Origin of the sequence: Streptomyces sp. NPDC014864 (assembly GCF_043081525.1) — a bacterium.
Taxonomy (GTDB): domain Bacteria; phylum Actinomycetota; class Actinomycetes; order Streptomycetales; family Streptomycetaceae; genus Streptomyces.
In genome coordinates this window covers 319,092-345,690 of the sequence record NZ_JBIBWT010000008.1, presented here as the reverse complement: position 1 = coordinate 345,690, position 26,599 = coordinate 319,092, and the positions used below count along the sequence as shown (strand labels likewise).

20 protein-coding genes and 7 tRNA genes are annotated in these 26,599 nt (G+C 73.4%); 13 read left to right on the top strand and 14 right to left on the bottom strand.

Features of this window, described 5'->3' with window-relative positions; translation table 11 throughout:
- Window positions 1-157 precede the first annotated feature (157 nt).
- Together ACF1A5_RS17775 and ACF1A5_RS17770 are read left to right on the top strand one after the other, a co-directional pair.
- On the top strand, window positions 158-2,356 hold the full coding sequence (locus ACF1A5_RS17775) for an elongation factor G-like protein EF-G2 (RefSeq protein WP_392193769.1): 2,199 nt from the start codon (window positions 158-160) through the stop codon (window positions 2,354-2,356).
- Window positions 2,357-2,870: 514 nt separating this feature from the next.
- Window positions 2,871-4,526, top strand: coding sequence for a hypothetical protein (locus ACF1A5_RS17770; protein WP_392193768.1), 1,656 nt, complete (start codon window positions 2,871-2,873; stop codon window positions 4,524-4,526).
- 183 nt (window positions 4,527-4,709) lie between these two features.
- Here the strand turns inward: ACF1A5_RS17770 and ACF1A5_RS17765 are convergent, their stop codons facing one another.
- The 4 genes from ACF1A5_RS17765 to ACF1A5_RS17750 form a co-directional block, all read right to left on the bottom strand.
- Window positions 4,710-5,270 (bottom strand): HIT family protein, encoded by a 561-nt coding sequence (locus ACF1A5_RS17765; protein ID WP_392193767.1) that lies wholly within the window; start codon window positions 5,268-5,270, stop codon window positions 4,710-4,712.
- Window positions 5,271-5,353: 83 nt separating this feature from the next.
- A complete protein-coding gene (gene thrS, locus ACF1A5_RS17760) occupies window positions 5,354-7,330 on the bottom strand; it encodes a threonine--tRNA ligase (protein ID WP_392193766.1) in 1,977 nt (658 codons plus the stop codon).
- Window positions 7,331-7,425: 95 nt separating this feature from the next.
- Window positions 7,426-8,709, bottom strand: a complete 1,284-nt coding sequence (locus ACF1A5_RS17755; protein WP_392193765.1) for a hypothetical protein — start codon at window positions 8,707-8,709, stop codon at window positions 7,426-7,428.
- Between the two features lie 34 nt (window positions 8,710-8,743).
- Window positions 8,744-9,310: a DUF4365 domain-containing protein gene (locus tag ACF1A5_RS17750; RefSeq protein ID WP_392193764.1), complete on the bottom strand. Its 567-nt coding sequence runs from the start codon at window positions 9,308-9,310 to the stop codon at window positions 8,744-8,746.
- A 168-nt stretch (window positions 9,311-9,478) separates the two neighbouring features.
- Here ACF1A5_RS17750 and ACF1A5_RS17745 point away from each other — a divergent pair, with 168 nt between their 5' ends.
- Window positions 9,479-10,204 carry a 3'-5' exonuclease gene (locus ACF1A5_RS17745; protein ID WP_392193763.1) on the top strand — a complete coding sequence of 242 codons (726 nt, stop codon included), beginning with the start codon at window positions 9,479-9,481 and terminating at the stop codon, window positions 10,202-10,204.
- A gap of 54 nt (window positions 10,205-10,258) precedes the next feature.
- Here ACF1A5_RS17745 and ACF1A5_RS17740 read toward each other — a convergent pair.
- Both ACF1A5_RS17740 and ACF1A5_RS17735 read right to left on the bottom strand, forming a co-directional pair.
- Window positions 10,259-10,330 (bottom strand) — tRNA-Val (locus ACF1A5_RS17740).
- A 39-nt stretch (window positions 10,331-10,369) separates the two neighbouring features.
- Complete coding sequence (locus tag ACF1A5_RS17735) at window positions 10,370-10,816, bottom strand: SRPBCC family protein (RefSeq protein WP_392193762.1); 447 nt, start codon at window positions 10,814-10,816, stop codon at window positions 10,370-10,372.
- An 86-nt stretch (window positions 10,817-10,902) separates the two neighbouring features.
- Here ACF1A5_RS17735 and ACF1A5_RS17730 point away from each other — a divergent pair, with 86 nt between their 5' ends.
- Window positions 10,903-13,533: an SCO7613 C-terminal domain-containing membrane protein gene (locus ACF1A5_RS17730; protein WP_392193761.1), complete on the top strand. Its 2,631-nt coding sequence runs from the start codon at window positions 10,903-10,905 to the stop codon at window positions 13,531-13,533.
- A gap of 509 nt (window positions 13,534-14,042) precedes the next feature.
- Complete coding sequence (locus tag ACF1A5_RS17725; RefSeq protein WP_392193760.1) at window positions 14,043-18,488, top strand: trypsin-like peptidase domain-containing protein; 4,446 nt, start codon at window positions 14,043-14,045, stop codon at window positions 18,486-18,488.
- A 318-nt stretch (window positions 18,489-18,806) separates the two neighbouring features.
- Here ACF1A5_RS17725 and ACF1A5_RS17720 read toward each other — a convergent pair.
- Window positions 18,807-18,878: transfer RNA gene (locus ACF1A5_RS17720), tRNA-Val, on the bottom strand.
- A gap of 147 nt (window positions 18,879-19,025) precedes the next feature.
- The gene (locus tag ACF1A5_RS17715; protein WP_392193759.1) at window positions 19,026-19,478 is read right to left on the bottom strand and encodes a TIGR02611 family protein; all 453 of its coding nucleotides are present in this window, start codon (window positions 19,476-19,478) and stop codon (window positions 19,026-19,028) included.
- Window positions 19,479-19,669: 191 nt separating this feature from the next.
- Between ACF1A5_RS17715 and ACF1A5_RS17710 the strand changes: the two genes are divergently transcribed.
- A complete protein-coding gene (locus ACF1A5_RS17710) occupies window positions 19,670-20,083 on the top strand; it encodes an SsgA family sporulation/cell division regulator (RefSeq protein WP_004002642.1) in 414 nt (137 codons plus the stop codon).
- A gap of 359 nt (window positions 20,084-20,442) precedes the next feature.
- Complete coding sequence (locus tag ACF1A5_RS17705) at window positions 20,443-21,003, top strand: CGNR zinc finger domain-containing protein (protein WP_392193758.1); 561 nt, start codon at window positions 20,443-20,445, stop codon at window positions 21,001-21,003.
- Window positions 21,004-21,208: 205 nt separating this feature from the next.
- Here the strand turns inward: ACF1A5_RS17705 and ACF1A5_RS17700 are convergent, their stop codons facing one another.
- Window positions 21,209-21,361: a hypothetical protein gene (locus tag ACF1A5_RS17700; RefSeq protein WP_356185338.1), complete on the bottom strand. Its 153-nt coding sequence runs from the start codon at window positions 21,359-21,361 to the stop codon at window positions 21,209-21,211.
- Window positions 21,362-21,535: 174 nt separating this feature from the next.
- Entirely contained in the window at window positions 21,536-21,961 is a 426-nt protein-coding gene (locus ACF1A5_RS17695; RefSeq protein WP_392193757.1) for a hypothetical protein, read from the bottom strand.
- A gap of 218 nt (window positions 21,962-22,179) precedes the next feature.
- On the opposite strand from ACF1A5_RS17695, the gene ACF1A5_RS17690 reads away from it, so the two are divergent.
- Window positions 22,180-22,704: a DsbA family protein gene (locus ACF1A5_RS17690; RefSeq protein WP_392193756.1), complete on the top strand. Its 525-nt coding sequence runs from the start codon at window positions 22,180-22,182 to the stop codon at window positions 22,702-22,704.
- A 33-nt stretch (window positions 22,705-22,737) separates the two neighbouring features.
- Here the strand turns inward: ACF1A5_RS17690 and ACF1A5_RS17685 are convergent, their stop codons facing one another.
- The 3 genes from ACF1A5_RS17685 to ACF1A5_RS17675 form a co-directional block, all read right to left on the bottom strand.
- Window positions 22,738-23,562, bottom strand: a complete 825-nt coding sequence (locus ACF1A5_RS17685; protein WP_392193755.1) for a GNAT family N-acetyltransferase — start codon at window positions 23,560-23,562, stop codon at window positions 22,738-22,740.
- Window positions 23,563-23,634: 72 nt separating this feature from the next.
- On the bottom strand, window positions 23,635-24,456 hold the full coding sequence (locus ACF1A5_RS17680) for an aminotransferase class IV (RefSeq protein ID WP_392193754.1): 822 nt from the start codon (window positions 24,454-24,456) through the stop codon (window positions 23,635-23,637).
- The gene (locus tag ACF1A5_RS17675) at window positions 24,453-25,508 is read right to left on the bottom strand and encodes a chorismate-binding protein (protein WP_392193753.1); all 1,056 of its coding nucleotides are present in this window, start codon (window positions 25,506-25,508) and stop codon (window positions 24,453-24,455) included. Before ACF1A5_RS17675 ends, ACF1A5_RS17680 begins: the two co-directional genes overlap by 4 nt.
- Window positions 25,509-25,685: 177 nt before the next feature.
- Here ACF1A5_RS17675 and ACF1A5_RS17670 point away from each other — a divergent pair.
- The 5 genes from ACF1A5_RS17670 (at window position 25,686) to ACF1A5_RS17650 (ending at window position 26,155) form a co-directional block, all read left to right on the top strand.
- Window positions 25,686-25,758 (top strand) — tRNA-Gly (locus ACF1A5_RS17670).
- A gap of 36 nt (window positions 25,759-25,794) precedes the next feature.
- Window positions 25,795-25,868, top strand: a tRNA-Cys gene (locus ACF1A5_RS17665).
- A 1-nt stretch (window position 25,869) separates the two neighbouring features.
- A tRNA-Val gene (locus ACF1A5_RS17660) sits at window positions 25,870-25,941 on the top strand.
- A 36-nt stretch (window positions 25,942-25,977) separates the two neighbouring features.
- A tRNA-Val gene (locus tag ACF1A5_RS17655) sits at window positions 25,978-26,049 on the top strand.
- 34 nt (window positions 26,050-26,083) lie between these two features.
- Window positions 26,084-26,155, top strand: a tRNA-Val gene (locus ACF1A5_RS17650).
- Between the two features lie 119 nt (window positions 26,156-26,274).
- Here ACF1A5_RS17650 and ACF1A5_RS17645 read toward each other — a convergent pair.
- Window positions 26,275-26,565 (bottom strand): zf-TFIIB domain-containing protein, encoded by a 291-nt coding sequence (locus ACF1A5_RS17645; RefSeq protein ID WP_392193752.1) that lies wholly within the window; start codon window positions 26,563-26,565, stop codon window positions 26,275-26,277.
- Window positions 26,566-26,599: the final 34 nt, after the last annotated feature.

Sequence of the window (26,599 nt, the reverse complement as noted above, 5' to 3'; positions counted from 1 at the left end):
GGGAGCGCGGTGGACGGCGGGATCGGGTCGCTCGTATGGACGCAGCGTGACGGGAGTGGAAAGCTCGAAGGACCGCGGGCGTCGCCGGAGCCGCCAGAGCACGCGGTCCCGCGTGTCCGCGCCCACAGTGACCTCACCGTGCACGGGAGGCAGGATCATGGGCGACAAGGCGCATACACACCCCGGAGCCGCCGGCAGGGCAGTGGCGGCCGACCACCCCGCGTCCGTACGGAATGTGGTGCTGGTCGGCCACTCCGGTTCGGGCAAGACGACTCTGGTGGAGGCTCTCGCGCTCACCGCGGGGGCCGTCAACCGGGCGGGCCGCGTGGAGGACGGCGGCACCGTCTCCGACCACGACGACATCGAGCACCGGCAGCAGCGCTCCGTGCAGCTGTCCCTGGTGCCCGTCGAATGGGACGGCATCAAGATCAATCTTCTGGACACCCCCGGCTACGCCGACTTCGTCGGGGAGCTCAGGGCCGGTCTGCGGGCGGCGGACGCGGCCCTCTTCGTCGTCTCGGCCTCGGACGGCGTGGACGGCTCCACGCGCATGGTGTGGGAGGAGTGCGCGGCCGTCGGCATGCCCCGGGCCATCGTCGTCACGCACCTGGAGGCCGCCCGCGCGGACTTCGAGGAGATGACGCGGGTGTGCGCCGAGGCGTTCGGCGCGGACGACCCCGACGCCGTGCTGCCGCTCTACCTGCCGCTGCGCGGCCCGCAGGGGCCCGACGGGCACGCGCCGGTGACCGGCCTGACCGGGCTGCTGTCGCAGAAGCTGTACGACTACTCCACGGGGGAGCGCAAGGAGTCCGAGCCCGGCGAGGACGAGCTGCCGCGGATCGAGGAGGCCCGCAACCGCCTCATCGAGGGCATCATCGCCGAGAGCGAGGACGAGACGCTCATGGACCGCTATCTCGGCGGTGAGCGCATCGACGTCAAGACGCTGATCCAGGACCTGGAGCGGGCCGTCGCCCGCGGGGCCTTCTTCCCCGTCCTGGCCGCCGCCCCCGCGGCCGAGGGCGCCCGGCAGGGTCTCGGCACGGTCGAGCTGCTGGAACTGGTGACCGGCGGCTTCCCGACCCCGCTGGAGCGCGAGGCGCCCCGGGTCACCACCGTGGACGGCGCGCCGCGCGCGCTGAAGCCGAGCGATCCGGACGGCCCCCTGGTCGCGGAGGTGGTGAAGACCGCGTCCGACCCCTACGTCGGCCGCGTCTCGCTGGTGCGGGTCTTCTCCGGCAGGCTGCGCCCCGACGAGACGGTGCACGTCTCCGGGCACGGGCTGGCCGACCGCGGGCACGAGGACCACGACGTCGACGAGCGCGTCGGGGCCCTGTCCACGCCGTTCGGCAAGCAGCAGCGCCCGGTGACGCACGCCGTCGCGGGCGATCTCGTGTGCGTGGCGAAGCTGAACCGCGCCGAGACCGGGGACACCCTCTCCGCGAAGGACGACCCGCTGCTCATGGAGCCGTGGGAGATGCCCGACCCGCTGCTGCCGCTCGCCATCCAGGCGCACAGCAAGGCGGACGAGGACAAGCTGTCCCAGGGCCTGTCCCGGCTGGCCGCCGAGGACCCGACGATGCGTCTCGAGCAGAACCAGGACACCCACCAGGTGGTGCTGTGGTGCCTGGGCGAGGCCCACGCGGACGTCGCCCTGGAGCGGCTGCGCAGCCGGTACGGCGTCCAGGTGGACGTGGTCCCGCACCGGGTGTCCCTGCGGGAGACGTTCGCCGGGAGGTCGGCGGGGCGCGGGCGGCACGTCAAGCAGTCCGGCGGGCACGGGCAGTACGCCATCTGCGAGATCGAGGTGGAACCGCTGCCCGGCGGCTCGGGCATCGAGTTCGTCGACAAGGTCGTCGGCGGGGCCGTGCCGCGGCAGTTCATCCCGTCGGTGGAGAAGGGCGTACGGGCCCAGGCCGCCAAGGGCGTCGCCGCCGGCCATCCGCTGATCGACGTGCGGGTCACGCTCCTCGACGGCAAGGCGCACTCGGTGGACTCCTCCGACGCCGCGTTCCAGACGGCGGGCGCGCTCGCGCTGCGGGAGGCCGCGGCCGACGCGAAGATCCACCTGCTGGAGCCGGTCGCCGAGGTGAGCGTGCTCGTCGGCGACGACTACGTGGGCGCCGTGATGAGCGATCTGTCCGGGCGGCGCGGCCGGGTGCTGGGCACCGAGCAGACGGCCGGCGGCCGCACGCTGGTGCGCGCCGAGGTGCCCGAGATCGAGATCGGCCGGTACGCGGTCGACCTGCGGTCCCTGTCGCACGGCACGGCCCGGTTCGACCGCCGGTACGCGCGGCACGAGCCGATGCCACCGCAGGTGGCCGAGCGGCTTCGGCAACAGGAGCGGGAGGCGTCCTAGCCGGGTCCGTCCCAGCCGGGTCCATCCAGCCGGGTTTGGGGAGCCGCGCGGGCGCACGCGAGCCGACGGGCGGGTGTCGCACGCCTGCCCGGCCGGGGGCGTCCGCGCGGGGTGCCTGCCGGCCGGGTCCGGGGAGCGGGCGCGTGGTACCTGCCGGCCAGGTCCGGCGAACGGACGCGGGTAGCTTGCGAGTCGGGGCCGCCGACCGGCACGCGGGACTCGCGAGCCGGATACGCCATACCGGCGCACAGGACTCGCGGGCCGGGTACGGCGAACCGGCGCGCGGGACTTGCCGGTGGGCTCCGCGGAACCGGCGTGCGGGGCTGGTGAGTCGGCGCGCCCGGCGCACAACCGGGGTGCCACGGAAGGCTTCCCGCCGAACGGGCGGGCGGCTTCGGCCGTCCGCCCCCGTGCGCCCGTGCCCGCGGATACGCTGATGACTTGATCAACAGGTGTGCGCGGCGGGGAAGTCGGGAAGGCCGCAGGTGCAGAGGCGGCAGCGAGGGGGGCGGCAGTGACGGACGGATTCGATTTCAGTCCCGGGGCCCAGGTGCCCCTGTCGGGTTCGGCGGGGCAGACGGCGGCGACCAACGCGCTGGCCTCGGCGGCCTACCGGGACGACGAGGTGGCCAAGATCCTCGAGGCCGACAACGAGTGGCACAAGTCGACGGTCACACCGCCCCGCCCGTGGGCGAGGATCTTCCGGCCCAAGCTCGGTGAGGCCTTCTCCCGGGCCGTCATCGACCGCACGCTGGGCGCCAAACGCGAGCCGCTCATCCAGTCCTTCGGCGTGGAGCCGCAGGTCGTCGTGGAGCACTGCCTGGCGGCCCACCGCATCCGCCGGGAGCGCGACAACTGGCTGACCGCGGTGACGGTGCTCTGCGGGGTGCTCTTCCTGCCGGGGTTCTTCGTGTGGCTGCTGGTGTTCGCGCTGCGCACCACCGTCAGCCGGCGCGAGGACAGGAGTTCCGGGGCGCTCGGCACGACCCTGCTGGTCGCCATGGGCGCCCTGGCCGTCCTCTTCCTGGTCAAGATGCCGTTCACCGGATTCTGGGGCTGGTACGCGCGCGCGGCGGTGGTCCTGCCGGTCGTCGGCTGGTTCTGGGCCAAGCGGATCTGCGAGCGTTCGGCGCGTGACCTGCGGGAGCGCTGGGAGAGCCTGCTGTCGGGCGGCGGGCCGGGCGCGAAGATCCCCGAGGCGGTGCCGGGCAACCCGGGCGACGCGGCCGAGCAGGTGCGCAAGGAACTCGCGCGGCTCAGCGCCGAGCAGCGGTCGAACTCGGTCTTCTACGCCGGCCCCAAGGGCATACTCGGCATGGGCACGCGCTGGGGCAGCTGGCAGCTGGCCGAGGACCTGGTCTCCGCCGAACCCGGCAAGGACTTCCACCCGTTCCGCAGCTGGGACGTCATCACCGCGATCCAGGGCGGGCTGGCGATGCTGGAGCGCACCCCCATCAACACCGGCGGCTTCCCCAAGCCGTCGATCACCCACTGGATCGTGACCCCGATCGGGGAGAACGCGAAGTCGGTGTCCCGGCCCAGCGGCACGGACGTGGACGCGTACACGGTCAAGACGCACGCCATACAGGACATCTGCAACAAGCAGCAGTTCGGCGGCGGCGACCGGCACTACCTCGGTGTCCAGTGGACGCTCTGGGACGGCCATCTGGTCATCACCATGCTGATCACGGTGACAGTGCTGCACGACACCCTGCGCATCGAGGTCACCGGCCACGCCCTCGGGCCGGTCCACCCGCTGTTCAACGACAAGCCCGCGGCGAAGGAGAAGGAGGTGCAGAAGGCGCTCCGGTTCTGGGAGACCCGGAAGGTCAAGCTGCCCCTGGTCGACGCCGACGAGGTGGTACGGCTCGCCGCGCGCGCCCCGCTGACCGCGTATCCGCCGTTGCTGAACTGGCTCGGCGGGAGCCTGACCCTGCCGGAGCCGTTCGGTCTGCGGCACGCCTGGGCGGACCAGCCGTGGCGGCACCGCTTCATGGCCGACGACGCGCTGCGCGCCGCGACCCCGGTGCTGCGGGTGGTGCACGCGGCGGCCCTGAAGACGCTCCGGGAGAACGGCGTGGACGTGGAGAAGTTCGGCTCGCGGTCGGCGGTGCTCAGCGGGGCGGTGCAGGAAGTGGCGCCGAAGAAGGCCGACGTCTACGACGCGTAGGCCTCCGGCGGTTCGGGGGGCGTCGGCCTGGGCGCCCTTTGGGGCGCCCGTTCCGGGGGCGGCTCCCCCGGATCCCCGCTTCGGCCTTGACGGCCTCGTGCTCGCACGCCGGACGGGCTGGGTGGCGCGGACGTGCGCCGAAGCCTCACTTGATGAGCGCACGGCTCGTCGTGCGCGGACGGCTCACGTCGTGGGCCAGGCCTCCGCCAACATCTTCCGGGTGTCGGCCAGCAGTTGCGGCAGCACCCGGGTGTGGCCGACGACCGGCATGAAGTTGGTGTCGCCGCCCCAGCGGGGCACGATGTGCTGGTGGAGGTGGGCGGCGATGCCCGCGCCCGCCACCGTGCCCTGGTTCATACCGATGTTGAAACCCTGGGCGCCGGAGGCGGCGCGCAGGGCCCGCATCGCCTGCTTGGTCAGCTCGGCGAGCTCGACGGTCTCCGCCGGGGTCAGATCGGTGTAGTCGGCGACGTGCCGGTACGGCACGGTCATCAGGTGGCCGCCGTTGTACGGGTACAGGTTGAGCACGGCGTACACCTGCTCGCCGCGCTTGACGATCAGGCCGTCCTCGTCGGACTTGGCCGGGATGGAGCAGAACGGGCAGCCGTCACCGGCCCCCGGGCCGGTCGGCTTGTTCTCGCCCTGGATGTAGGCCATCCGGTGGGGCGTCCACAGGCGCTGGAACGCGTCCTGCGTCCCCACTCCGATCTGCTGCTCCGGCTCACTCGTCATGCAACGCAGCATATGGCTTCACGCCCCCGCACAGGGCCCGGCCCCCGGTGAGGAGAAGATCACCGGGGGCCGGGAAGGGCAGCCGTCGCGGCCGCTCAGACCTGGGTCCGCTCCTCGACGACCTTCGCGATCTTCGCGATGGCCTCGTCGAACGGGATGCCGTTCTCCTGGGAGCCGTCGCGGTAGCGGAAGGAGACGGCGTTGTTCGCCATGTCCTCGTCGCCCGCGATGACCATGAACGGCACCTTCTGCTTCTGCGCGTTGCGGATCTTCTTCTGCATCCGGTCCGAGGACGAGTCGACCTCGACCCGCAGGCCCTTCCTCCTGGCCGCCGCCGTGAACTTCTCGAGGTACTCCACGTGCGCGTCGCCGATCGGGATGCCGATCGCCTGCACCGGGGCCAGCCACGCCGGGAACGCGCCCGCGTAGTGCTCCAGCAGGACCGCGAAGAAGCGCTCGATGGAGCCGAACAGCGCGCGGTGGATCATGACCGGGCGCTGCTTGGAGCCGTCCGCGGCCGTGTACTCCAGGTTGAACCGCTCGGGCAGGTTGAAGTCCAGCTGGATCGTCGACATCTGCCAGGTGCGTCCGATCGCGTCCTTGACCTGGACGGAGATCTTCGGGCCGTAGAACGCGGCGCCGCCCGGGTCCGGGACCAGTTCCAGGCCCTGCTTCTCGCCGACCTGGCGCAGGACCTCCGTGGCCTCCTCCCACACCTCGTCCGAGCCGACGAACTTCTCCGGGTCCTTGGTGGACAGCTCCAGGTAGAAGTCGGTCAGACCGTAGTCGCGCAGCAGGTTCAGCACGAAGGTGAGCGTCTTGTCGAGCTCCTCGGCCATCTGCTCGCGGGTGCAGTAGATGTGCGCGTCGTCCTGGGTGAAGCCGCGCGAGCGGGTCAGGCCGTGCACGACGCCCGACTTCTCGTACCGGTACACGGTCCCGAACTCGAACAGGCGCAGCGGCAGTTCGCGGTAGGAGCGGCCGCGCGCGTCGAAGATCAGGTTGTGCATCGGGCAGTTCATGGGCTTGAGGTAGTAGTCCACGCCCTCGTCGAGCTGCATGGGCGGGTACATGCCGTCGGCGTACCAGTCCAGGTGGCCCGAGGTCTCGAAGAGCTTCCCCTTCGTCGCGTGCGGGGTGTAGACGAACTCGTAGCCCTCCTCCTCGTGGCGGCGGCGCGAGTAGTCCTCCATGACCCGGCGGATCGTGCCGCCCTTGGGGTGGAAGACGGCGAGGCCGGAGCCGATCTGATCGGAGATCGAGAACAGGTCCAGCTCGTTGCCCAGCTTGCGGTGGTCGCGCTTCTCGGCCTCGGCGAGGAAGTCGAGGTACTGCTTCAGCTCGTCCTTGGACGGCCAGGCGGTGCCGTAGATGCGCTGGAGCATCGGGTTCTTCTCGCTGCCGCGCCAGTAGGCGGCCGCGTTGCGCATCAGCTTGAACGCCGGGATGAGGCGGGTGGAGGGCAGGTGCGGACCGCGGCAGAGGTCCTTCCAGCACAGCTCGCCGGTCTTGGCGTCCAGGTTGTCGTAGATGGTCAGCTCGCCGGCGCCGACCTCGACGTCCGCGCCGTCGTCGCTGGACGCGGAGCCCTTGAGGCCGATCAGCTCCAGCTTGTAGGGCTCGTCGGCCAGCTCCTCGCGGGCGGCCTCGTCGGTGACCACCCGGCGGGAGAACTTCTGCCCGCGCTTCTGGATCTCCTGCATCTTCTTCTCGACGGCCTTGAGATCCTCGGGCGTGAACGGCCGGGCGACGTCGAAGTCGTAGTAGAAGCCGTCCCTGACCGGCGGGCCGATGCCCAGCTTGGCCTCGGGGAAGATCTCCTGCACGGCCTGCGCCATCACGTGCGCGGTGGAGTGGCGCAGGATGTTCAGGCCGTCCTCGGAGGAGATCTCGACGCCCTCGACGGTCTCGCCGTCGGCCACCTCGTAGCTGAGGTCCTTGAGCTCTCCGCCCACGCGCGCGGCGACGATCGAGCGCTCGCCGGCGAAGAGGTCGGCGGCCGTAGTGCCCGTCGTCACCACGCGCTCTTCCCGCTCGGAATCGCGTTGGATGATCACACGGACGTCTGACACCGGTCTCTCCTGACTGCAGGTGGGGTGCGGCGCCATACCGGGAGCGCGCGCATGACTGGGATCGTACCGAGCCGGGGCCGCCGACCGCGAAACGGTTACTGTCCGTCCTCCCCCGCGCACACCTCCCCGAAGCGGTCCCGGTCCCCGGTGTCCTCGCGCAGGGACTTCATCAGCCGGTCCCGCTCCTCGTCGTCCACCTCCACGGGTACGACTTCCCGGGCGCCGGTGAGCCGCCGGAAGCCGCCCCGGCTCTCCAACCGGCCCTCCACCCGGACCGGCAGGCCGACCAGGTGCGCGTGCCCGGCGGTCCGGTAGTCCTCCTCGTCCAGGGTGACGCGCAGGTGCGGCACCTCGGCGCCGGCGATCACCCGCAGTCTGACGGTGCCCTCGCCGCGTGGCTGCGACCGGCGCATCCGCACCACCGCGCCGGTGACCCGCACGGGCACGGACGGCTCCGCGCGCAGGTAGCGGGCGCCGGCCTCGCGCAGCACCGGCAGGTCGCCCGGTGAGAACTCGACGGGTTCCGTGGTCGCCGCGCAGTCCCCGGGGACACCCGCCGCGGGCGCCCACTCGACGGCGATCCGGGCGCCCTCGGTGCCGCGCACCAGTGCGACGAGGGCGTCGGTGAGCTCCCTGCTCACGCCCGCCGCGACGGCCCCGTCGAAGGCGTCCATCCCGCCCGCGGCCCGCCGGTAGTCGACGGCCTCCCGGACCGCGTACAGGGCCTGGTGCAGCCGTACCGCGAGCGGCCGCCCGGTGCCGACGGGGACGAACGCGGTCAGGCGGCGGCCGTCGGCCACGGAGCCGACGAGGACGTGGTCCAGGGAGGCGGCGGCCGGGCGCCGGTAGCGGGCGCCGTAGTAGCCGGCCCGGGCGCAGCCGGCGAGCGCGGCGGCGAGCAGCATCCGGCGGGCGGCGGTGCGCAGTCCCTCCTCGGCGTACCAGGGCGCCGCGTCGCCAGGCCCGCCGGGCACGTCCCGCCACCAGCGGATCTCGTCGCTGGGCACGGCGAGCGAGACCAGCACCTCGCGTGCGGACGGCGTGCCGCTGCGGGCAAGGGCGTCGATCGCCTCGCCGAGCAGGTCGTCGCTGTCGGGGAAGGCGCGGCTCTCGGGCACCAGCAGGCTGGTCCCGGCGCCGCCGGGGCCTGGCGGGGTCCAGCGGCCGTAGCGCCCGGGGGCCCCGCCGCGCCGCTGCCAGCCGTGCCGGTGCAGCAGGGCGCCGAGCACGGCGGGGTCGACGTCGGCGGGGTCGATGTCGGCCGGCCCGGGCGTCCGGTGCCAGGGGGCGACGGGCCGCGGCCGTTCCTGCCACACCGGTCGCGCCGGTCGCACTGGTCGCACGGGTGGCGGGGTCTCGCCGAGAGGGCGGTGCGTCATGGCCGGCCTCCCGGCCCCTCGAGTGGCCGGAGCGTCACGGTCTGCCTCCCGTCCCGACCCGCGTCATGATCTCGCAGAGCGCCCGGTCGTCGAAGATGCGCGAGGTCGGTATCCGCACGGTGGTGCGGTGCCGTCCGGTGATGGGGTGGCCGGCGAGGTTGATCCAGTAGCAGCAGTGCCTGAGGTCGAGCCGGTCGTGGCCGGCCCGCAGCCACTGCTCCTGCGAGCGCGGGACGATCATCACGACCAGGATCTTGTGCACCGTGACCGGGGTGCGGGCGAGCTTGGCCAGGTGGCCGTTGTCGAGCGTGAAGGAGAAGAAGCGGCCCGGGGGGTTCGGCACGATCTGGTACGTGCACTTCAGCTGCACCTTGATGGTCACCTCGTCGTCGACGGTGTGCCCGGGGGCGCTGTGGCTGACGTGCCAGTCGATGCCGTTGTCCGGGAAGGGCTGGGACAGCGAGCAGCCGGCCGCCGCGGCCACCGCGTGCAGATAGCCCACCTGCAGTGTCTCCATGCACGCGGTGGTGGCGAGTGTGCCGCGAAGGGGGCCCGCACGTTCGGGCAGCAGCCCGCCCCGCTCGGGCTGCGCGATCGCCATGACGAACAGCCTTCCACGCCGAAGAAATCCCCGCTGCGGGCCTCTGAACTGCAAAGACCCGTACTCCTGTTGTCTCCATCCGGCGTACGACGCAAACAGCCCGGGTATCACCAAACGGGCAGAAGACGGGACGTCAGCTGCCGGGACTGCGGGAGGAGTTGGGGACGTATGACGTGCTGGTACGAGGGCCCGCTGGCCGCGTTCGACACGGAGACCACCGGCGTCGACGTCGAGACCGACCGCATCGTGTCGGCCGCCGTCGTCGTCCAGGACGCCCCGGGCTGCCGGCCGCGGGTGGCGCGCTGGCTGGTGAACCCGGGGGTGCCGGTGCCCGAGGCGGCGACGGCGGTGCACGGGCTGACGGAGGAGCACCTCCAGCGCAACGGCCGCTGGCCGGCGCCGGTGATGCACGAGATAGCCGAGGAGCTGGCCGAGCACGCGGCGCGCGGCCGTCCGCTGGTGGTGATGAACGCGCCGTTCGATCTGACGCTGCTGGACCGGGAGTTGCGGCGGCACCGGGCCTCCTCGCTCGCCCGCCGGCTCGAGGCGTCGCCCCTGCACGTGCTCGATCCGCGGGTCCTCGACAAGCATCTCGACCGCTACCGCAAGGGCCGCCGTACGCTTACCGACCTGTGCGCGCACTACGAGGTCGCGCTGGAGGACGCGCACGACGCGGCGGCGGACGCGCTGGCCGCGCTGGAGGTCGTCCGCGCGCTCGGCCGCCGCTTCTCGGCCCGGCTGGAGCGCCTGACCCCGAGCGAGCTGCACACCCTCCAGACCGGGTGGCACGCGGCCCAGGCCCGCGGCCTGCAGGCGTGGTTCGCGCGCAGCGGCTCACAGGAGTCGGTGGATCCCTCCTGGCCGCTGCGCCCGGAGCTGCCGGCGGCCGCGTAGCCGTGCCGGGGCATGCAAAAGGCCGGTCCGCTGGTGCGGACCGGCCTTTCCCGGTGGGCGATACTGGGTTCGAACCAGTGACCTCTTCGGTGTGAACGAAGCGCTCTCCCACTGAGCTAATCGCCCGGGAACGCACTGAACCATACAGGCCCGTGCATGCTTCCTTCAAACCGCTGCCAGCCGGAGGGCGAGTCCGCGCCGTCCGGCGCGCATCATCATCCGGTGGTTGAGCCGGAAAACCGGCCGTCCGGGTACGGCGAGGCGCCTGAGCAGCGGTTTGTTCACGTCGACGAGCTGGTCGTAGCGGGCCAGGGTGCCGGAGCCGTGGGCGGTGACGGTCCAGCGGGCCCAGCCGTCGAGATCGCCGGTCATCGCGGTCTCCAGCACCCCTGCCCGCGGGTCGCGCCGGGCCTCGCGGACGGTGACGGTCAGGTCGTACGGGAGGAGGGAGCGGATCCTCAGCACGGCTGTCGCGCCGTCGACCCGTGCGACCTCGCGCACCTGGGGCCACCAGCGCGGATAGTCCTCGACCCGCTCCAGCTCGGCGTACACGGCGGCGGGCGGCCCGCTGAGGATCCAGAGGCTGCGGAAACGATATCGGTGCAGGTCCACGGGGAGAGTGTGGCAGCGCATCTGAGTACGCCGCCTGAGTACGCGCGCTCATGCCCGGGACCATGACCGGCGTCACACTCCGAGGCATGACGCACTTCCCGCCCCCGGCCGAGGAGTTGCGGCTCCTCGACGCCGAGCTGAGCCGACTGGACGCCCGCCGCGCCCAGTTGCTGGCCCGCCGCGGCTGGCTGGTCGCCGTGCTGCGACAGCACCCGGCGCCGCCCGCACCGCCGTTGCCCCAGGCGACGGCGGCCGCCGTCAGGCCCGCCCAGGACACCACCGCACCGCGCGTGCAGAACGTGCTGCTGGTGCTCGGCGGTGTCCTGCTGACCGTCGCGGCGATGGCGTTCACGCTGGTCAGCTGGGGGCATCTGGGCATCGCGGGGCGGGGCCTGGTACTCGGCGCGGTCACCCTGGGCGCCCTCGCGGCGCCGGTGCCGCTGCTGCGGCGGGGGCTGACGTCCACGGCCGAGTCCCTGGCCGGTCTGGGGCTCGCCCTGACCGTCCTCGACGTCCACGCACTGCACGAGACGGTGTTCGCGGCCACCGACGGCACGGGCTACGCGGCGGTGGCGTCGGCGCTGCTCGCCGCCGTGTGGGCGGCGTACGGGCACCTGCTGCGGACGGTACGGCCGCCGCGGCCGGCGGAACCTTCGCCGGCGGACCCGCGAAGCACACGCCCGGCGGAGGCCGGCGCGCCGCTGGGGCCGGCCGGGCTGCGGCTGCCGCTTCCCGCCGCGCTCGGCGCGGCCCAACTGCCGCTGCTGCTCTGGGCGGTCGCCGCCGCCACGGGTCCGTGGGGCATCGCCACCGCGCTCCTGCTGACCGGCGGGTTCGACACCGTCCTCGCCGTGCGGGCACGGACGGGGTACCTGCGGGTGACCGCCGCCGCCGGCGCGTGCGCGCTGGGCGGCTGGGGCGCGCTCGCGGCCGCGCTGCTGGCGTGGACGGCCGCCGGTCCGGCCGACGCCGTCCGGGGCGCGGTGCTCCTCCTGCTCGCCGCGGGCATCGCCCTGGCCGCCGCCGGGCGGCTCGCCGCACCGAGGGCCGCCACCGGCGCCGCCTTCGGCGCCGGGCTCCTCGTGGTCGCCGCGCTGGGCGGCGTGCCGCACGCGGTGCTGCCGGACATGTGGACCGTGCCGGTCCATCTGGTCTGGGGCGTCGCCCTGGCGGCGGCGGCCCGGACGGGCCGGCTGCCGGAGGCGGTACGGCAGGGACTGGCCCGGGCCTCGGACGTCGTTCAGGGCCTCGCGGTGCTGTGGGCGCTGCCGGCCGTCGTCGTGGTCCTGCTCGGGCCGGCCGGCTGGGTGGCGCGGGCGTGGTCCGGGGCGCCGGACGACGTCCGTGCCGCGGTGACGGCCGACCTGCCGTGGCCACCGCACGCGGTCACCGCTCCGCTGGTCCTCGCGGTGGTCGCCGGGTTCCTGGCGGTGACGGTCCGCGACCCGGCCTGGCGCCCGCGCGCGCTCGCCGGTGCTTTGCCGCTCGCCTGGGCGGCGGCCCTGGTCCTGCCCGCGGCGCTGGAACTGCCGTACGCGGTGGGCCTGATGATCGAGGGTGCCGCGACCACGGGGCTGGTGCTCCTGGCCTACGGCGTGACGCGGACCCCGGCGCCCACCACGGCCACGGGACCGTCCGTGACCGCCGGACCGCCCTCGTCCGCCGGACCGTCCGCAACCGCCACGCCCATCACCGCCGGCGGGCCGACGGCACCGTCGGAGCCGGCGTCCCAGACACCCCGCACCCCTCACGGAGCCCACGCGCCCTTCCCCTCCCCTCCCCTCGTCCCCCTCACCTCCACCGTCCTCGCGCTGACCACCTCCGCCGGTCTCGCGCTCCTCGCGCTCGCGTCCGAGCCGGCCACGCTGGTGGTGCTCGCGTTCCTCACCGCGCTGTTCGCGGCCGTCGTACGCCGTCCCGCGCCCGCGGCCGCCGTCGGTGGGTACGCCACCGCCCTCGCCTGCGCGGTCGGTGCCTGCCTCGACTGGCAGCCGCAGCACACCGCGCTGCTGGTCCTCGCCGTGCCGGCCGCCGCCGCTCTGGTCGCGCCGCGCGTCACCGGCGCCGCCCGGTACACGGTCGAGGTGACGGGCGCCGCCTCGGCCCTGGTCGGCGTCGGCCTGGCGGTCACCGACCCGCCGATGCTGGCGCCGGTGCTCGCCCTGTGCGGTGTGATCGCCGCGGGCACGGCGGCCCGGCCGGACCGGAGGCAGGCGGGCTACGCGGCGGCCGCGCTGTTCGTGCTGGCCGGCTGGGTGCGGCTGGCGTCCTGGGGCGTGGGGACTCCGGAGGCGTACACGCTGCCGGTGGCCGTCCCGGCACTGGTGGTCGGCCTGCTGCGCAGGCGCCGCGATCCGCAGTCGTCGTCCTGGACCGCGTACGGTCCCGGGCTCGCCACCGGGCTGCTGCCGAGCCTCGGCGCCGCCTGGAGCGACCCGCACTGGCCGCGCCCCCTGCTGCTGGGAGCGGCGGCGCTGCTGCTCACCCTGCTCGGCGCCCGGCACCGGCTGCGGGCACCGCTCCTGCTCGGCGGCGCGGTGCTCACCCTGGACGCGCTGCACGAGCTCGCCCCCTACCTCGTCCAGGTCACCGACGCCCTGCCGCGCTGGGTGCCGCCCGCCCTCGCCGGGCTGCTGCTGCTCGCCGTCGGGGCCACCTACGAGCAGCGACTGCGGGACGTCCGCCGGGTGCGGGACCTGCTGGGGAGGATGCACTAGCTAGGGCCTTTCTTTCGGATCAGGCCGGCTCCGGGCGGTGCCTTCCGAGGCGCCCGAGCGGGGACTGGTGCGTGCAAGGTGCAAGGCGGAGGAAGGAGGAGAGGCCCTGGGCGCGCGGCCGCGTCGAACGGATCTCCGGACCGGTGGGGCCGCCGGGGACGGCCTCGTTCCGCGGCCCGGATCCGGCCAATGCGGGCACTGGGGAAACGGCGGCCGCCGCACGCCCGCACGCGCGCCTCCGGGCGTTCCATCAGGAACGGACAGCCGTCCGGGAGGGGCAACCGCTCCGGACGACCATGACCGGTTCCTTGCCCTCGCCGGGAGGACACGCCTTAGGGTCCTCCCTCACCAGATCTGCCAGCCGGGCTCCCGGGGGAGGGCTCCTTGTCTGCCGAAATCAGCTTGTCTGCCGGAATCCGCGAAGTCCCAGCAGTCCACCCAGTAGCTTCCTTGCGTGCCGTGCCGGAGCGCTCGGCCAAGGCCGCGTCCTCCTTCACGGTGAGCCTGGAATGGGAGATTCCGGCGGCCGGCTGAGCCCGGAGCCGGGACGGTGGACGGACCTGCTGACGGCGGCGACCCTCGCGATCGACGTCCGCCTGCCCACGGGCACGTTGCGGGGAACCGGCTTCCTCGTCGCTCCGGGTCTGGTCGCCACCTGCGCCCACCTCCTCGGAGAGGACGAAGCGCCCGAGCCCCTTCGCATCATCGGCCGCATCGCGGCGCTCGGCCTGGAGTGCGACCTGGTCCTCGCCCCCGGCGGCCACCACCGCGACCGCGCCACGGGGCTGGATCTGGCTCTGCTGCTGATGGACGAGGCGGCCGCCGGCCCCGGACCGGTGCTCGTCTGCGACCGGGCGGAGCCGGGAGACCCCCTGTGGGCCTTCGGGCATCCCGACAACGAGTTCCGCGCCGGGCAGTGGGCCGGCCTCGCGTTCCAGGGCCGTTCGCGGCGCGCGACGCACACGCGGCTGGAGTTGCTGCGGGCGTACGGCACCCCCGTGGGCCCCGGGTTCAGCGGCGGCCCCGTGGTGAACGAGCGGACCGGGGCCGTGTGCGGCATGATCTGCACCTCCGACCAGGCGGGCAGCGCGCACCTGCTGCCCGCCGGTGAGATCCTCGGCCGCTGTCCGGCCGCGGAGCACGACGTCGAGGACGAGCGCGCCTGGCTGGAGGTGCTCAGCGAGCAGCAGTTGCGGATCCTGGGGCGACCTTTTCCCGGCCCCCGGCTGCGTGACTATCTGGCGGACGCCGCTCGTGCCGCGCAGGCGCATCCCTACCCCGGTGTCGTCGCCGGGGTCATGCCGCCGCTGTCCGCGGTCTACGTCCGGCAGCAGGCGGAGCGGGCGGACACCGCGGGGGCGGACGGCGGACCCGGCCACCCCGGCGGGGGGCGTCTGCCCGCGGACGCCGTCGTGACCACGCCCGGCGACGCCGTCCTGGTCGGTCGTCCGGGGGCGGGCAAGTCCAGTCTGCTGCGCACGGTCGCCCACTCCCTGGCCGGGGAATGGGCGCGGGGGCGGGGAGGCGGCTGGGTCCCGGTGCGGCTGACCGCGGCCGAACTCGTCCCCGAGCGTGCCTTTCCCGACACGCTCGCCGCGGGCATCCGGGCCGACCTGGGTGCCGTCGGCACCCGCCACGAGTGGACGCCGGACTTCTTCCGCGAACCGCCCGCACCCGGCGCCGGCTGGCTGGTGCTCATCGACGGGCTGGACGAGGTCATGGACGCGGAGCGGCGCCGGCGCGTCCTGACCAAGCTGGCCGGTCTGCGCGCCCAGGATCCGGACGGTGCGCTCTACCGCTTCGTCGTGGCCACCCGCCCCCTGCCCGACGACGAACTGGCCACCACGCCGGACTGGCGCCCGCACCGCTTCCAGCTGCTCCCTCTCGGCGCGGGTCAGTTGCCGGAACTGGCCGCCGCCTGGTTCGAGGCCCTGCGCATGGACGATCCCGCGGGTGCGGCGACGCGGTTCGTCGGCGAGGTGGACCGCCTGGGGCTGCGCCTCATGGCGAAGACGCCGCTGATGGCGACGATGCTGTGCCAGCTCTTCGCCGCGGATCCGGGACGGCGCCTGCCACCGGGGCGGTACGCGCTGTACGAGGCGTACGTCCGGCTGCTCAACGACAGCCGCTACCGGCCGGGCACCGACGGCATCGTGTCGCAGATCCGCGCGGCGGCCGACCAGTACCGCGCGGAGGTCACGACGGCCGCCGAGCGGCTCAACGACCGGACCTTCGAACTCGTCGGGATGCTGGCCATCGACCGCCTCGACGGAGGCACCCGCCCCGCCCTGGAGCTCATGGCCGGGTGGACGTCCTCCCTGTGCCCCCCGCAGATTCCGGTCCGGGTGTGGCCCGATCTCGTCCGGGACTTCCTCCGGCGCAGCGGCCTGCTCGCCGAGCGCGCCGGCGACTTCCACTTCCTCCACCAGACCTTCGTCGAATTCCTCGCCGCGCAGCGTGTCGCCGCCGACGCCCGGCGCGGCACGGCGGCGTACCGGGCACTGTTCGGTCGATGGGGCCGGGCCGCACCGCCCGGACCCGAGCAGGACGACTCCTTCTCCCGGTTCCTGATCGCGGCGTGGCACGACAGACGCGACCTGTCCGCCCCCATGCGCCGCTGGGCGGCCGACCTGACGGGCAGTCACTACATCGCGGGCCTCGCGGCGGACGGCACCCCGCTGGACGGAACGGTGGGGGAGGCCGCGCTGACCACGTTGCGCCAGGCCCCCGCCCAGGCCCTGTCCTTCGACGCCCGGGTCGAGGTGCTCCGCTCCCGTATGCGCCTCGGGGACGCCGCCGCCGGCGGCACGCTCGAGGTCATGGCCGCCGACGCGGGCCTGTCCGTGCACGACCGGGTCTGGGCGGCGAAGGCACTGTGCGAGCGGGGCGACCCACGTGGGGTCGAGGCCCTCGCCGCCATCGCCTCGGAGCCCGAGCTGGAACTCTTCCTGCGCGGGCCGGTGCTGGCGACACTGGAGGAACTCAGTCTGCGGGCGTACGCGTTCACCCTTGCCTCCCTGGCGGGGGACGCCCGAGTCGGCATGTACCAGCGCAGCTGGTCGTGGACGGAGCTGGAGGCCCTCGGTCCCCGCCGGTGCGCCGACGGTCTGGCGGCGGTCGCCGCGGACCCCGGGAAACGGGTTCCGATCCGGGTCTGGGCGGCGAGCCGGCTCCGGGAGGCCGAGGACGCCCGGGGCCTCGACGCGCTCGCCGCACTCCTCGCCGACGGGGACCGCGATGTCCATGAACTCGTCGCCGTGGCGGAGGTGTTCGAGAAGTGGGACCCCCGGTGGGCCGACGTGCTGTTCCTGATCGCCACGTGCACACGGGGGGAGAGCGACACGGACGAACTGGGTGTCAGCGAGCGCGCCCGCGCCGCCGCGCGTCTGGGGCAACTGCACGACGAGAGGTACCCCGACGCCCTCGCCGCCCTGGCGCTCGGACCTCATCCGGGCATCGAGGGCGTTTTCCTGAACACGGGCGCGCGTGCCTGGGCGACCTTCCGGCTCAGTGATCTCGGGGACGTACGCGCGGCGGACGCGTTGTCGCTGGTCGCCTCGGGCGCCGACGGTGACCTCGCGGACCGTATGCGCGCCGTCGAGTCCCTCGTCGCGCTGGGCGATCCTCGCGGCCCGGCGCATCTGATCGCCATGGGGAGGGATCCCGGTCTCCCCGCGGCCTTCCGCCTGCGCGTCGCCACCCGGCTCGAAAGTGCCGGGGAGGACGCCGGGCACCGGGACGTCCTTGCCGCCCTCGCGGAGGACCCGGCCGCCGGCCCGAACCATCGGCTCGGCGCGGCGGTACGGCTGGCCCGGCGTTCCGACGCACGCGGCCCGCGGATCCTCACCGCGATGGCCACGGGGCCCGAACTCGACTTCCTGACCCGGGCCCGGGCGGCGCAGCACCTGGTCGAGGTGGGCGAGGCGCACGGCGCCGAGACGCTCTTCGACGTGTGCAGGCTGCCGGTGCGCAGCCTGCCCGACCTGCTGGTGGCCGCCGCGCCGTTCGAGGCGGCGGCCGACCCCCGCCATCGGGAGGTGCTCGCCACCTTCGTCGCCGGCCACCGGGGCGAGCTCGACGCCCGTATGGAGGCGGCCGTGCTCCTGGCCTCAGCCGGGGACCGGCGCGGCGCCGACTTCCTGGCCGCGGTGGCGGACGGCGCGTACCACGGGAGCGCGGCGCGTCTGACGGCGGCCGAGGCACTGCTGAACACCGGCGACGCCCGAGCGCCGGACCTGCTCGCCCTGATCGCCACCGACGCGCGCGGGTCCGGCCACGGCGAGCGCATCCGGGCCGCGGGCAGGCTCGAGACGATCGAGGACCCGCGGGGCAGGCGCGCACTCGCCGAGCTGGCGGGGGACCCGGGCACGGCCACGGCCCAGCGCATCGCGGCCGCGACCGCGCTCCAGCAGTTGGGGGACGGCGCGGGGACCGAGGCGCTGCTCGGCCTCGCCACGTCCGCCGCGGTGCGGATGCACGAGCGCATCATGGCCGCGCAGCGGTTGAAGGGCGCGAGCGCCGCCCTCCACGCGGACGCCCTCGCCTCGATCGCGGGAACGGTGGGCGGGGACGTGGCGCACCGCCTCCGGGTGGCGCAGGCCCTGGACGCGCTGGGCGATCCCCGCGGCGGGGACACGCTCGCGGCCCTCGCCGCCGACCCGGCCGAGGACATCGACCACCGTGCGGATGCGGCCAGGGCGCTCGCCGCGCGGGGTGACTCCCGCGGAACTCTCGTGCTGTCCGCCGTGGCCGCCGATCCGCACGCCGCCCGGGACGACCGGCTGTTCGCCTTCCAGGTGCTGGTCGAGATCGCCGCTCCGGCCGACCTGGCTCCGTTGCGCCAGGCGGCGGTGGACCTGCGCATCCCCTTCAGCCGCCCGGCCCTGTGGGAGGTCATCGGCCCGCCGGTGCCGAGTGACGGGGGGCCGTGCGCGACACAGGGCGAAGAAAAGTGACGGCGTTTTGGAATACGTACCGGGGATTTCCGCCGGACGCCCACCTTCGGAACTTCTTCCGGAAAGGGACACAGTCCCGAAAGTCCGCCTCACCCTGACCCTATTGATCCTCTTCGCGCGTTCTTGTGCGCTCCCTCGCGAGTAACGGATCGTCACCGTCCGGACCATGGAACCGCTTTCGTCTCCGCTCCCCCGGATCGCGCGGTGTCGCCGCAGGAGGGGAGCCGGGGCGCGGCCGGTGGGGCGTGGACCGCACAGACACGGCGGACACACGACGGCGGCCCGTCTGCCGAATCGCAGACGGGCCGCCGTGCCGGGTGGGCGATACTGGGTTCGAACCAGTGACCTCTTCGGTGTGAACGAAGCGCTCTCCCACTGAGCTAATCGCCCGGGCGCAGGAAGAACATTACCCCATGTCAGGGGGTGGCCGGGACCACCGGGCGGCACGGGGCGGCCACGGGCCGGGGAGCAGCCGGAGGGTGGCCCCCGACGGGCCGGAGCGGCCCGGAGCGCGCGGGCCGGCCCGGACGTCCCGGATCACTGGTTCTCTAGGGCCCAGGGCGACTGAAGGCCGAATTTCCACACGTAGACGCCCACCAGGACGGCGATGATCACCAGCCCGGTCAGGGTGAGGACGATGTTGCGGCGGCGCACCCTGGGATCGAGGGCCCGCTGGGCGGCCTCGGTGACCTTGCGCTTGGTCCAGCGGAGCACGAGCTGGGCCCAGACGAACTCGGTCGCCCAGATCGCCATGCCGCCGAAGATCACGACCCAGCCCGGTCCGGGGAGCGGGAGCATGACGACACCGGCGCCGACGACGGCCAGCCCGACGACGAACACCCCGACCTGCCAGCTCACGTGCAGCGCGCGGCGTGACCGGATGAAGCGCGGCGCGCGCGACCCGAGTCCCTGCCGGTCCCGCGCCTCGTCCGCCTTCGCCCCGTCCGGCGTCACGGCGACCTCGCCAGAACCGTCACTCCCCGTATTCATACAGCCCGAGCCTACCCGAGAGATTCGAGTCACCGGAATGGTGGTACCTCGCGAACAGGTTCTCGGCCGGAAGAGTTACGTAAAGGCAGGCAAAACACTCAGAGGGGTTTACAACGGCACCGTAGGTGGCATGTCGATTTCGCCGACGTGCGAATCCCCGAGCGCACACTGAGCGAAAGGCCCCGGCGCTTATGAACACCACGGTCAGCTGCGAGCTGCACCTGCGCCTCGTTGTGTCGAGCGAGTCATCCCTGCCTGTCCCCGCAGGCCTGCGGTACGACACGGCCGACCCCTACGCCGTGCACGCCACCTTCCACACCGGAGCCGAGGAGACCGTCGAGTGGGTGTTCGCCCGCGACCTCCTCGCCGAAGGGCTTCACCGTCCCACCGGGACCGGCGACGTCCGTGTCTGGCCGTCGCGCAGTCATGGCCAGGGCGTCGTGTGCATCGCCCTGAGCTCGCCGGAGGGCGAGGCCCTGCTGGAGGCCCCGGCGCGAGCCCTGGAGTCCTTCCTGAAGCGAACCGACGCCGCCGTGCCCCCCGGCACGGAACATCGACATTTCGATCTGGATCAGGAGCTCTCGCACATCCTCGCGGAAAGCTAGCCCCGGATCCCTCCAGGGCCTCAAGCTGCCCGGCGCCGTCCACTCGGGGAGACGGCTCGGGCCAGGACAACCGCATACGGGATGCAACGGCACCGTTCCCAGCCAGGGGACGGTGCCGGTGTGCGTAGGGGGATGTGCGCGCAGTGCAGGGATGTCCTCCGGACGCACCGGCCGGGAGTGCCCGTCACGCAGGGTGAGTGCCGGGCGGCGACGGCCGCGGGAACCCCGGACCGCGTCACCGCGTTGATATCGACGGACGCCGGTGCGTGGTGAGGCGGGGTCGGCCGGCGGGCCGAGCCACTACGATCGGCCAGCATCGGCGGGCGTGTGTGCCCGATCCCCAGGGCAGGGAGCGAAACGTGCTGATCACCCACGACACCCGGTGTGCGCTCGACACCGTGGTCGATCTGGTGAACACCGCACCGGAGGAGGACGCGGCGCCGGACGGGCTGTCGGACGTCACGGCACTCGAGGAGTTCGTGCGGTCGCACCGGATGAGCGACGTCGGGGTGCTGTCGGAGTTCGACCTCTCGGCGGTGCGCCGGATCCGCGCGCGCTTCGCCGGGATCTTCGCCGCCCCGGACAGCCGGACGGCCGCCGGGATGATCAACGAGCTGGTCGCCGCCGCGGGCACCACGCCCCGGCTGACGGACCACGACGGCTACGACTGGCATGTGCACTACTTCGCCCCCGGCGCGTCCGTCGCCGACCACCTGGCCGCCGACTGCGGCATGGCGCTGGCGTTCTTCGTGGTGGCCGGGGAGCGGGAGCGTCTGCGGCGCTGCGAGGCACCCGACTGCCGTCGCGCCTTCGTCGACCTCTCCCGCAACCGCTCCCGGCGCTACTGCGACAGCCGCACCTGCGGCAACCGGCTGCACGTGGCCGCGTACCGGGCGCGGCGCAAGGAGGCGGCGGGCTGACAACCGGGGGCGTTCGTGGTCGACGCCGGAGCGTCCGCGGCGACGGCTGACACCGGAGCGCCCGTGCCGGACACCGGAAGGCCCGGCGGCTCACGTCGGAGCGTCGGTGGCGGAGAGCGGAAGGCCCGGCGGCCGGCACCCGGAGCCTCGGCGGGCTCGTGGTCGTGGTCCCCCGGCGGGTGACGCCGAGGACCCACGGTACGGCTCACAGCAACAGCAGGTCGTGCAACGAAGCCATGAGCAGCAGACACCCGATCACCGCAAGGAAGATCATCAGCGGTGGCTGGGAAAGGGCGAAGAGGCACCCGCGCGGCTCGTCCTTCGGCGGCGCGGCCTCGCTCTGTGTCGTGTCCACCATCTCGCGGCGATGATGACGCAGCGGGCACCCGCCGCGCGATCAACACGCGAGGAACGTCCGGGAGTTCGCCGGATTCCGTGATCTTCGTTTCGGTTCGGGTCAGGTCCTGAGCACTTCCCGGCCCACCCCTGACTCGCGCGCCGTTCCGGAGGGCACACGCCGACCGCGCTCCGGTCAGATGCCGTGCTTCTTCAGGATGGCCTCGATGTCGCTGAAGTCGTCCTCGGCGCGGGGCGCGGCCGCGGGACGGTCGGCCGGGCGCAGGGCCGGGGCCGACGTCCCCGGAGCGGCCACCTCCTGCCGCTCGGCCCGGGCCGCGGCCCTGCGCTCCCTGCGGGTGCCGCCGCGGCGCCGCTCCACCGCGCGGGTGGTCAGGAAGAGCACCCAGGCGACGCCGAGCACGGCGAAGCCTGCCCAGGCGGTGGGGCTGAATGCGGTGTCGGCCAGCCAGCCGACGACGCCCGTCATCACCAGACCGACCGGGACGAGGGAGTACGCGGCTATCCGGGCAGCCGCGAGGAAGCGCTTGCGGAACGCCGTGACCGCGGCGATGCCCAGGCCGGCCGCGGAGACGGCGGAACAGACGGTCTCGGCAATCATCCGGGCCTCCAGGCAGGGCTCACCGGTCGGGGCGGTTTCCTCCCTTCCATCCTGCACCCCGGCCGCGGCGCCGTGCCACGATCCGGGCGGACATCAGGGACATCTCCGGGTCGCCTCCTCCCCGGGGCCGGGTAGGCCGTACGACGGGCGCGGGACCCCGCCGGGCCAGGTGTGATCCCGGATTGGGCGGTCCGGGGCGGGGCTGGGAGACTGGGAGCATGAGCGACTCCTCCCCCGCACGCACCGCCGCCCCGGTCCTCGACGTCTGGTGCGAACTCCAGTGTTCGGACTGCCGCACGGCGCTGGCCGACCTGCGCGCGCTGCGCGAGCGCTACGGCGACCGGCTGGAGCTGCGGCTGCGGCACTTCCCGCTGGAGAAGCACAAGTACGCCTTCGCCGCGGGGCAGGCCGCCGAGGAGGCCGCGATGCAGGGGCGGCTGTGGCCGTACGTGGAGGCGGTACTCGAACGGGTCGAGGAGCTGGACCGCGGGGGTGAGTCCTTCCTGGTCGAGGTGGCCCGCGAACTGGGCCTGGACGCCGAGGAGTTCGACACCGCGCTCATCGACGGCCGGCACATCCTGATGGTCGACGCCGACCAGGCCGAGGGCAAGGCGATCGGCGTGACGGGCACACCGACGTACGTGGTCGGGGGCGAGCGCCTGGACGGCGGCAAGAGCCAGGAGGGGCTGCGCGAGCGCGTCGAGGAGATCGTGGACCGGCTGCTGGCCGGCCAGGAGGACTGACCCGGTCCCCGCGCGAGGGGCCATGGCGGCGGGCTACAGCAGGGGCTTGTACAGGGCGTACCTGGTCGTCACGTAGCCGAGCGACGCGTAGAGCCGCTCGGCCGGGGTGTTGCCCGCGAACACGTTGAGGCCGAGGCGCCGCCGGCCGGCCGCGATCGCCTGCGCCTCCGCGAGCCGCATGAGCGTACGGCCGTGGCCTTCGCCGCGGTGGTCGGCCTCCACCTCCACGTCGAAGACGAACGCCTCGTCGTCGCGCAGCGCCAGCCACAGGACGCCCACCCGCGCACCGTCGTGCTCCAGGACACTGAGGAGTGTGTCCTCGGTGGCGAGGCCGCGCGGCAGGAGCTGTTCGTGGTCGCGACGCGACTTGGCGTACGCCTCGGCCTCGGGCACGCCCCGCTCGATCCAGGTGCGGGCGTAGTGCTCGGACTGGTACGCGTGCCAGCCGGTGAACTCCGCCTCCGTCATGGGGCGGGCGCGGCTGCCCGGGGGCAGGTCGGGCGGCACGTCGCCGAGCTGCTTCTCCATGCCGCGGTTGCGCTGCACGTAGCCGAGCGCTTGGGTGAGCCGCAGGGCCGCCGCGTCGTCGGCGGGGACGAGGGTCTCGATCTGCCGGCAGCCCCAGCCGCGGACGACCTCCTCCGCGGCGAGCGCGGCCACGGTGCCCCGGCCGCGCCGGCGGTCGGGCTCGTCGATGCGCAGGTGGACGATGCGCGCCAGCGAGTCGCCGAAGGAGGGCGACGTGGCCAGGTGGATCACGCCGACGGGGCGGCTGTTCACGCACACCTGGTAGCGGCGCGAACGGGTCCCGTCGGCGTGGTGCTGAAGCGGCTCGCTCGGCCGCAGGGTCGTGGTCATCAAGGGTGTTCTACCCGCCGGGGCCGCGGGCGTCAGCCCGTTTTCCGGCTCCGGGGCGGGTGTGACGCGATGCTACGGATCGAGGTCGTCCCCGGACCGCTCCTGGAAGATCCGCATGGCCTTGGCGGTCACCGGCCCCGGCGTGTCCCCCAGGTCGCGGGCGTCGACCCGGTGCACGGCCTGGACGTCCCGCAGGGTGGAGGTGAGGAAGATCTCCTCGGCCCGCTCCAGCACGTCCAGCGGCAGGTCGGTCTCCTTCGCCCCGGTCCACTCGACCGTGAGCTCGCGCGTGATGCCGGCGAGGCAGCCGGAGGCGAGCGGCGGGGTGTGGATTTCGCCGTCGAGGACGACGAAGACGTTGGAGCCGGTGCCCTCGCACAGCTGCCCGACCGTGTTGGCGAACAGCGCCTCGGAGGCGCCCTGTTCGTGGGCCCGGGAGAGGGCGACGACGTTCTCGGCGTACGAGGTGGTCTTCAGGCCGGTGAGCGCGCCCCGTTCGTTGCGGGTCCACGGCACGGTGATCACGGCGGTGGAGTCGGGGCGGCGGGAGGTCTCGCCCAGGGCGACCACCAGGGTGGGGCCGTGGTCGCCGCGGTCGGAGCCGAGGGGGCCGTGGCCGCCGGTGTACGTGATCCGCAGCCGGCCGAGCGGCATCGGGTTGGCCGCGAGGACGGCCGCGCAGGCGTGGCGGACCTCGTCGTGGTCGGGGTCGGGCAGTCCCAGGCCGCGGGCCGAGCGGGTCAGCCGGTCCAGGTGGCGGGTGAGCGCGAACGGCTTCCCGTCGGCCGCCTTCACCGTCTCGAAGATGCCGTCGCCCACGGTCAGCCCGTGGTCGAAGACGGAGACGCGGGCGGTCTCGGTGTCCTGCAGCCCGCCGTCGAGCCAGATCTTCACGTGTGCAGTCCCTCTCCGATGGCCTCGTAGGCTCCCGACGCTACCGCGAGGAGCCGGGCCGCCTTCAGCTCGGTCTCCCGCCACTCGCCCTCGGGGTCGGAGTCCCAGGTGATGCCGGCGCCGGCGCCGAAGCGCAGCAGGGCGGAGCCGTCGGCGGCCCGGTCGATCCAGAAGGTGCGGATGCCGACGGCCAGCTCGCCCGTGCCCCGGTCGGCGTCCACCCAGCCGATCCCGCCGCAGTAGGGGCCGCGAGGGGCGGTCTCCAGGGCGTCGATGATCCGCAGGGCGCTGGACTTGGGGGCTCCGGTGATGGAGCCGGCCGGGAAGGCTGCGTCGAGCAGCTCGGGCCAGCCGGCGCCGGGGAGCAGTTCCCCGCGGACGGTGGAGACGAGGTGGACCAGGCCGGGGTGCTTCTCGACGGCGCAGAGGTCGGGGACGGTGACGGTGCCGGTGGCGCAGACACGTCCGATGTCGTTGCGGACCAGGTCCACGATCATCACGTTCTCGGCGAAGTCCTTCGCCAGCAGTTCCGCCTCGGTGGGGGCGGTGCCCTTGATGGGGCCCGACTCCACGGTCCGGCCGTCACGGCGCAGGAACAGCTCGGGGGAGGCGGTGGCTATCTCCACGCCGTGCTCGGGCAGCCGTATCGTTCCCGCGTACGGCGCCGGGTTGCCGCGGGCCAGGAGGGCGGTGAGGGCGTCCACGTCGGCGTCGGGGGCGACCGGCGCGGACAGCACCCGGCAGAGGTTCGCCTGGTAGACCTCGCCGGACGCGATGTGCTCGTGGATGCGCCGCACGCCGGCCGTGTACGCGGCGCGGTCGAGGGACGACGTCCAGTCACCCACCGCCGGACCCCGCCACCGGCCCGGCACGGGTCCGGGCACCGGCTCCTCCCGTACGTCCCGGAAGCGGGCGCAGGTCAGCCGGCCCTCGTAGTCGGCGGCGACGGCCCAGAAGCCGGTGGAGTCCAGGGCGGCGGGGTCGTCGGTGACGTCGAGGAGGCCGGTGGCGACGCGGTCGCCGAAGCGGGCAAGAGGAGGCAGGTCGGGCACGCAGTCGAGTCTATGGCGGGTGTCGGCCGGGCGACCCGGGTGTGTCCTTCCGGGTGCCCGCCCGGGTCCTCCCGGGGACGCAGCGCAGCACGCTGCACAAACGCGTTTTTGTACTGGCCCCGGAATCCGCTAGAGTTCAACACGTCGCCGGGCCGCGGAAGCGGACCGAAACGACAGGCGGACGTAGCTCAGTTGGTAGAGCGCAACCTTGCCAAGGTTGAGGTCGCGAGTTCGAGCCTCGTCGTCCGCTCGAAGGAAGCAGGGGACTCCCGGTCCCCGCACTCCTGGTGGAGTGGCCGAGAGGCGAGGCAACGGCCTGCAAAGCCGTCTACACGGGTTCAAATCCCGTCTCCACCTCCAAGGACGATTAGCTCAGCGGGAGAGCGCTTCCCTGACACGGAAGAGGTCACTGGTTCAATCCCAGTATCGTCCACTGGACCTGCGGGTCCGCCGGATCTCCGGATCCTCCGCGCGATTAGCTCAGCGGGAGAGCGCTTCCCTGACACGGAAGAGGTCACTGGTTCAATCCCAGTATCGCGCACGCAGTGCCCGTGATCTTCGGATCGCGGTCCCGAGGACGATTAGCTCAGCGGGAGAGCGCTTCCCTGACACGGAAGAGGTCACTGGTTCAATCCCAGTATCGTCCACACACCGAAGCCCCCGGCCGTCTCATACGGTCGGGGGCTTCCTCGTGGTGCAGGCGGGCTGTCCGCGGGGGCGGCTGCCGCCCGGCCACGGGGTCAGCCGGAGAACGGCACCCGCGGGGTCAGCTGGAGAACAGCATGTGGCCGAAGCTCTTGTGGCGGTGGTGGCCGTAGTGACCCTGACCGCCGCCGTGATGGCCGCCGTGCGGGGCGCCCCAGGCGGGGGCGGAGGGATACGCCTGCGGGGCGGGCGGGGCCGGCGGCGCGGGCTGGGACCACTGGGACTCCAGGCGGGTCAGCGACTCCAGCTCGCCGTAGTCGAGAAAGATGCCGCGACAGCCGCTGCACTGCTCGATCTGAACGCCGTTGCGGTTGTACGTGTGCATCGGCGCATGGCACTTCGGACACTGCATGGTCGGCTCAACTCCTCGCCGGTCGGTCCTGCTT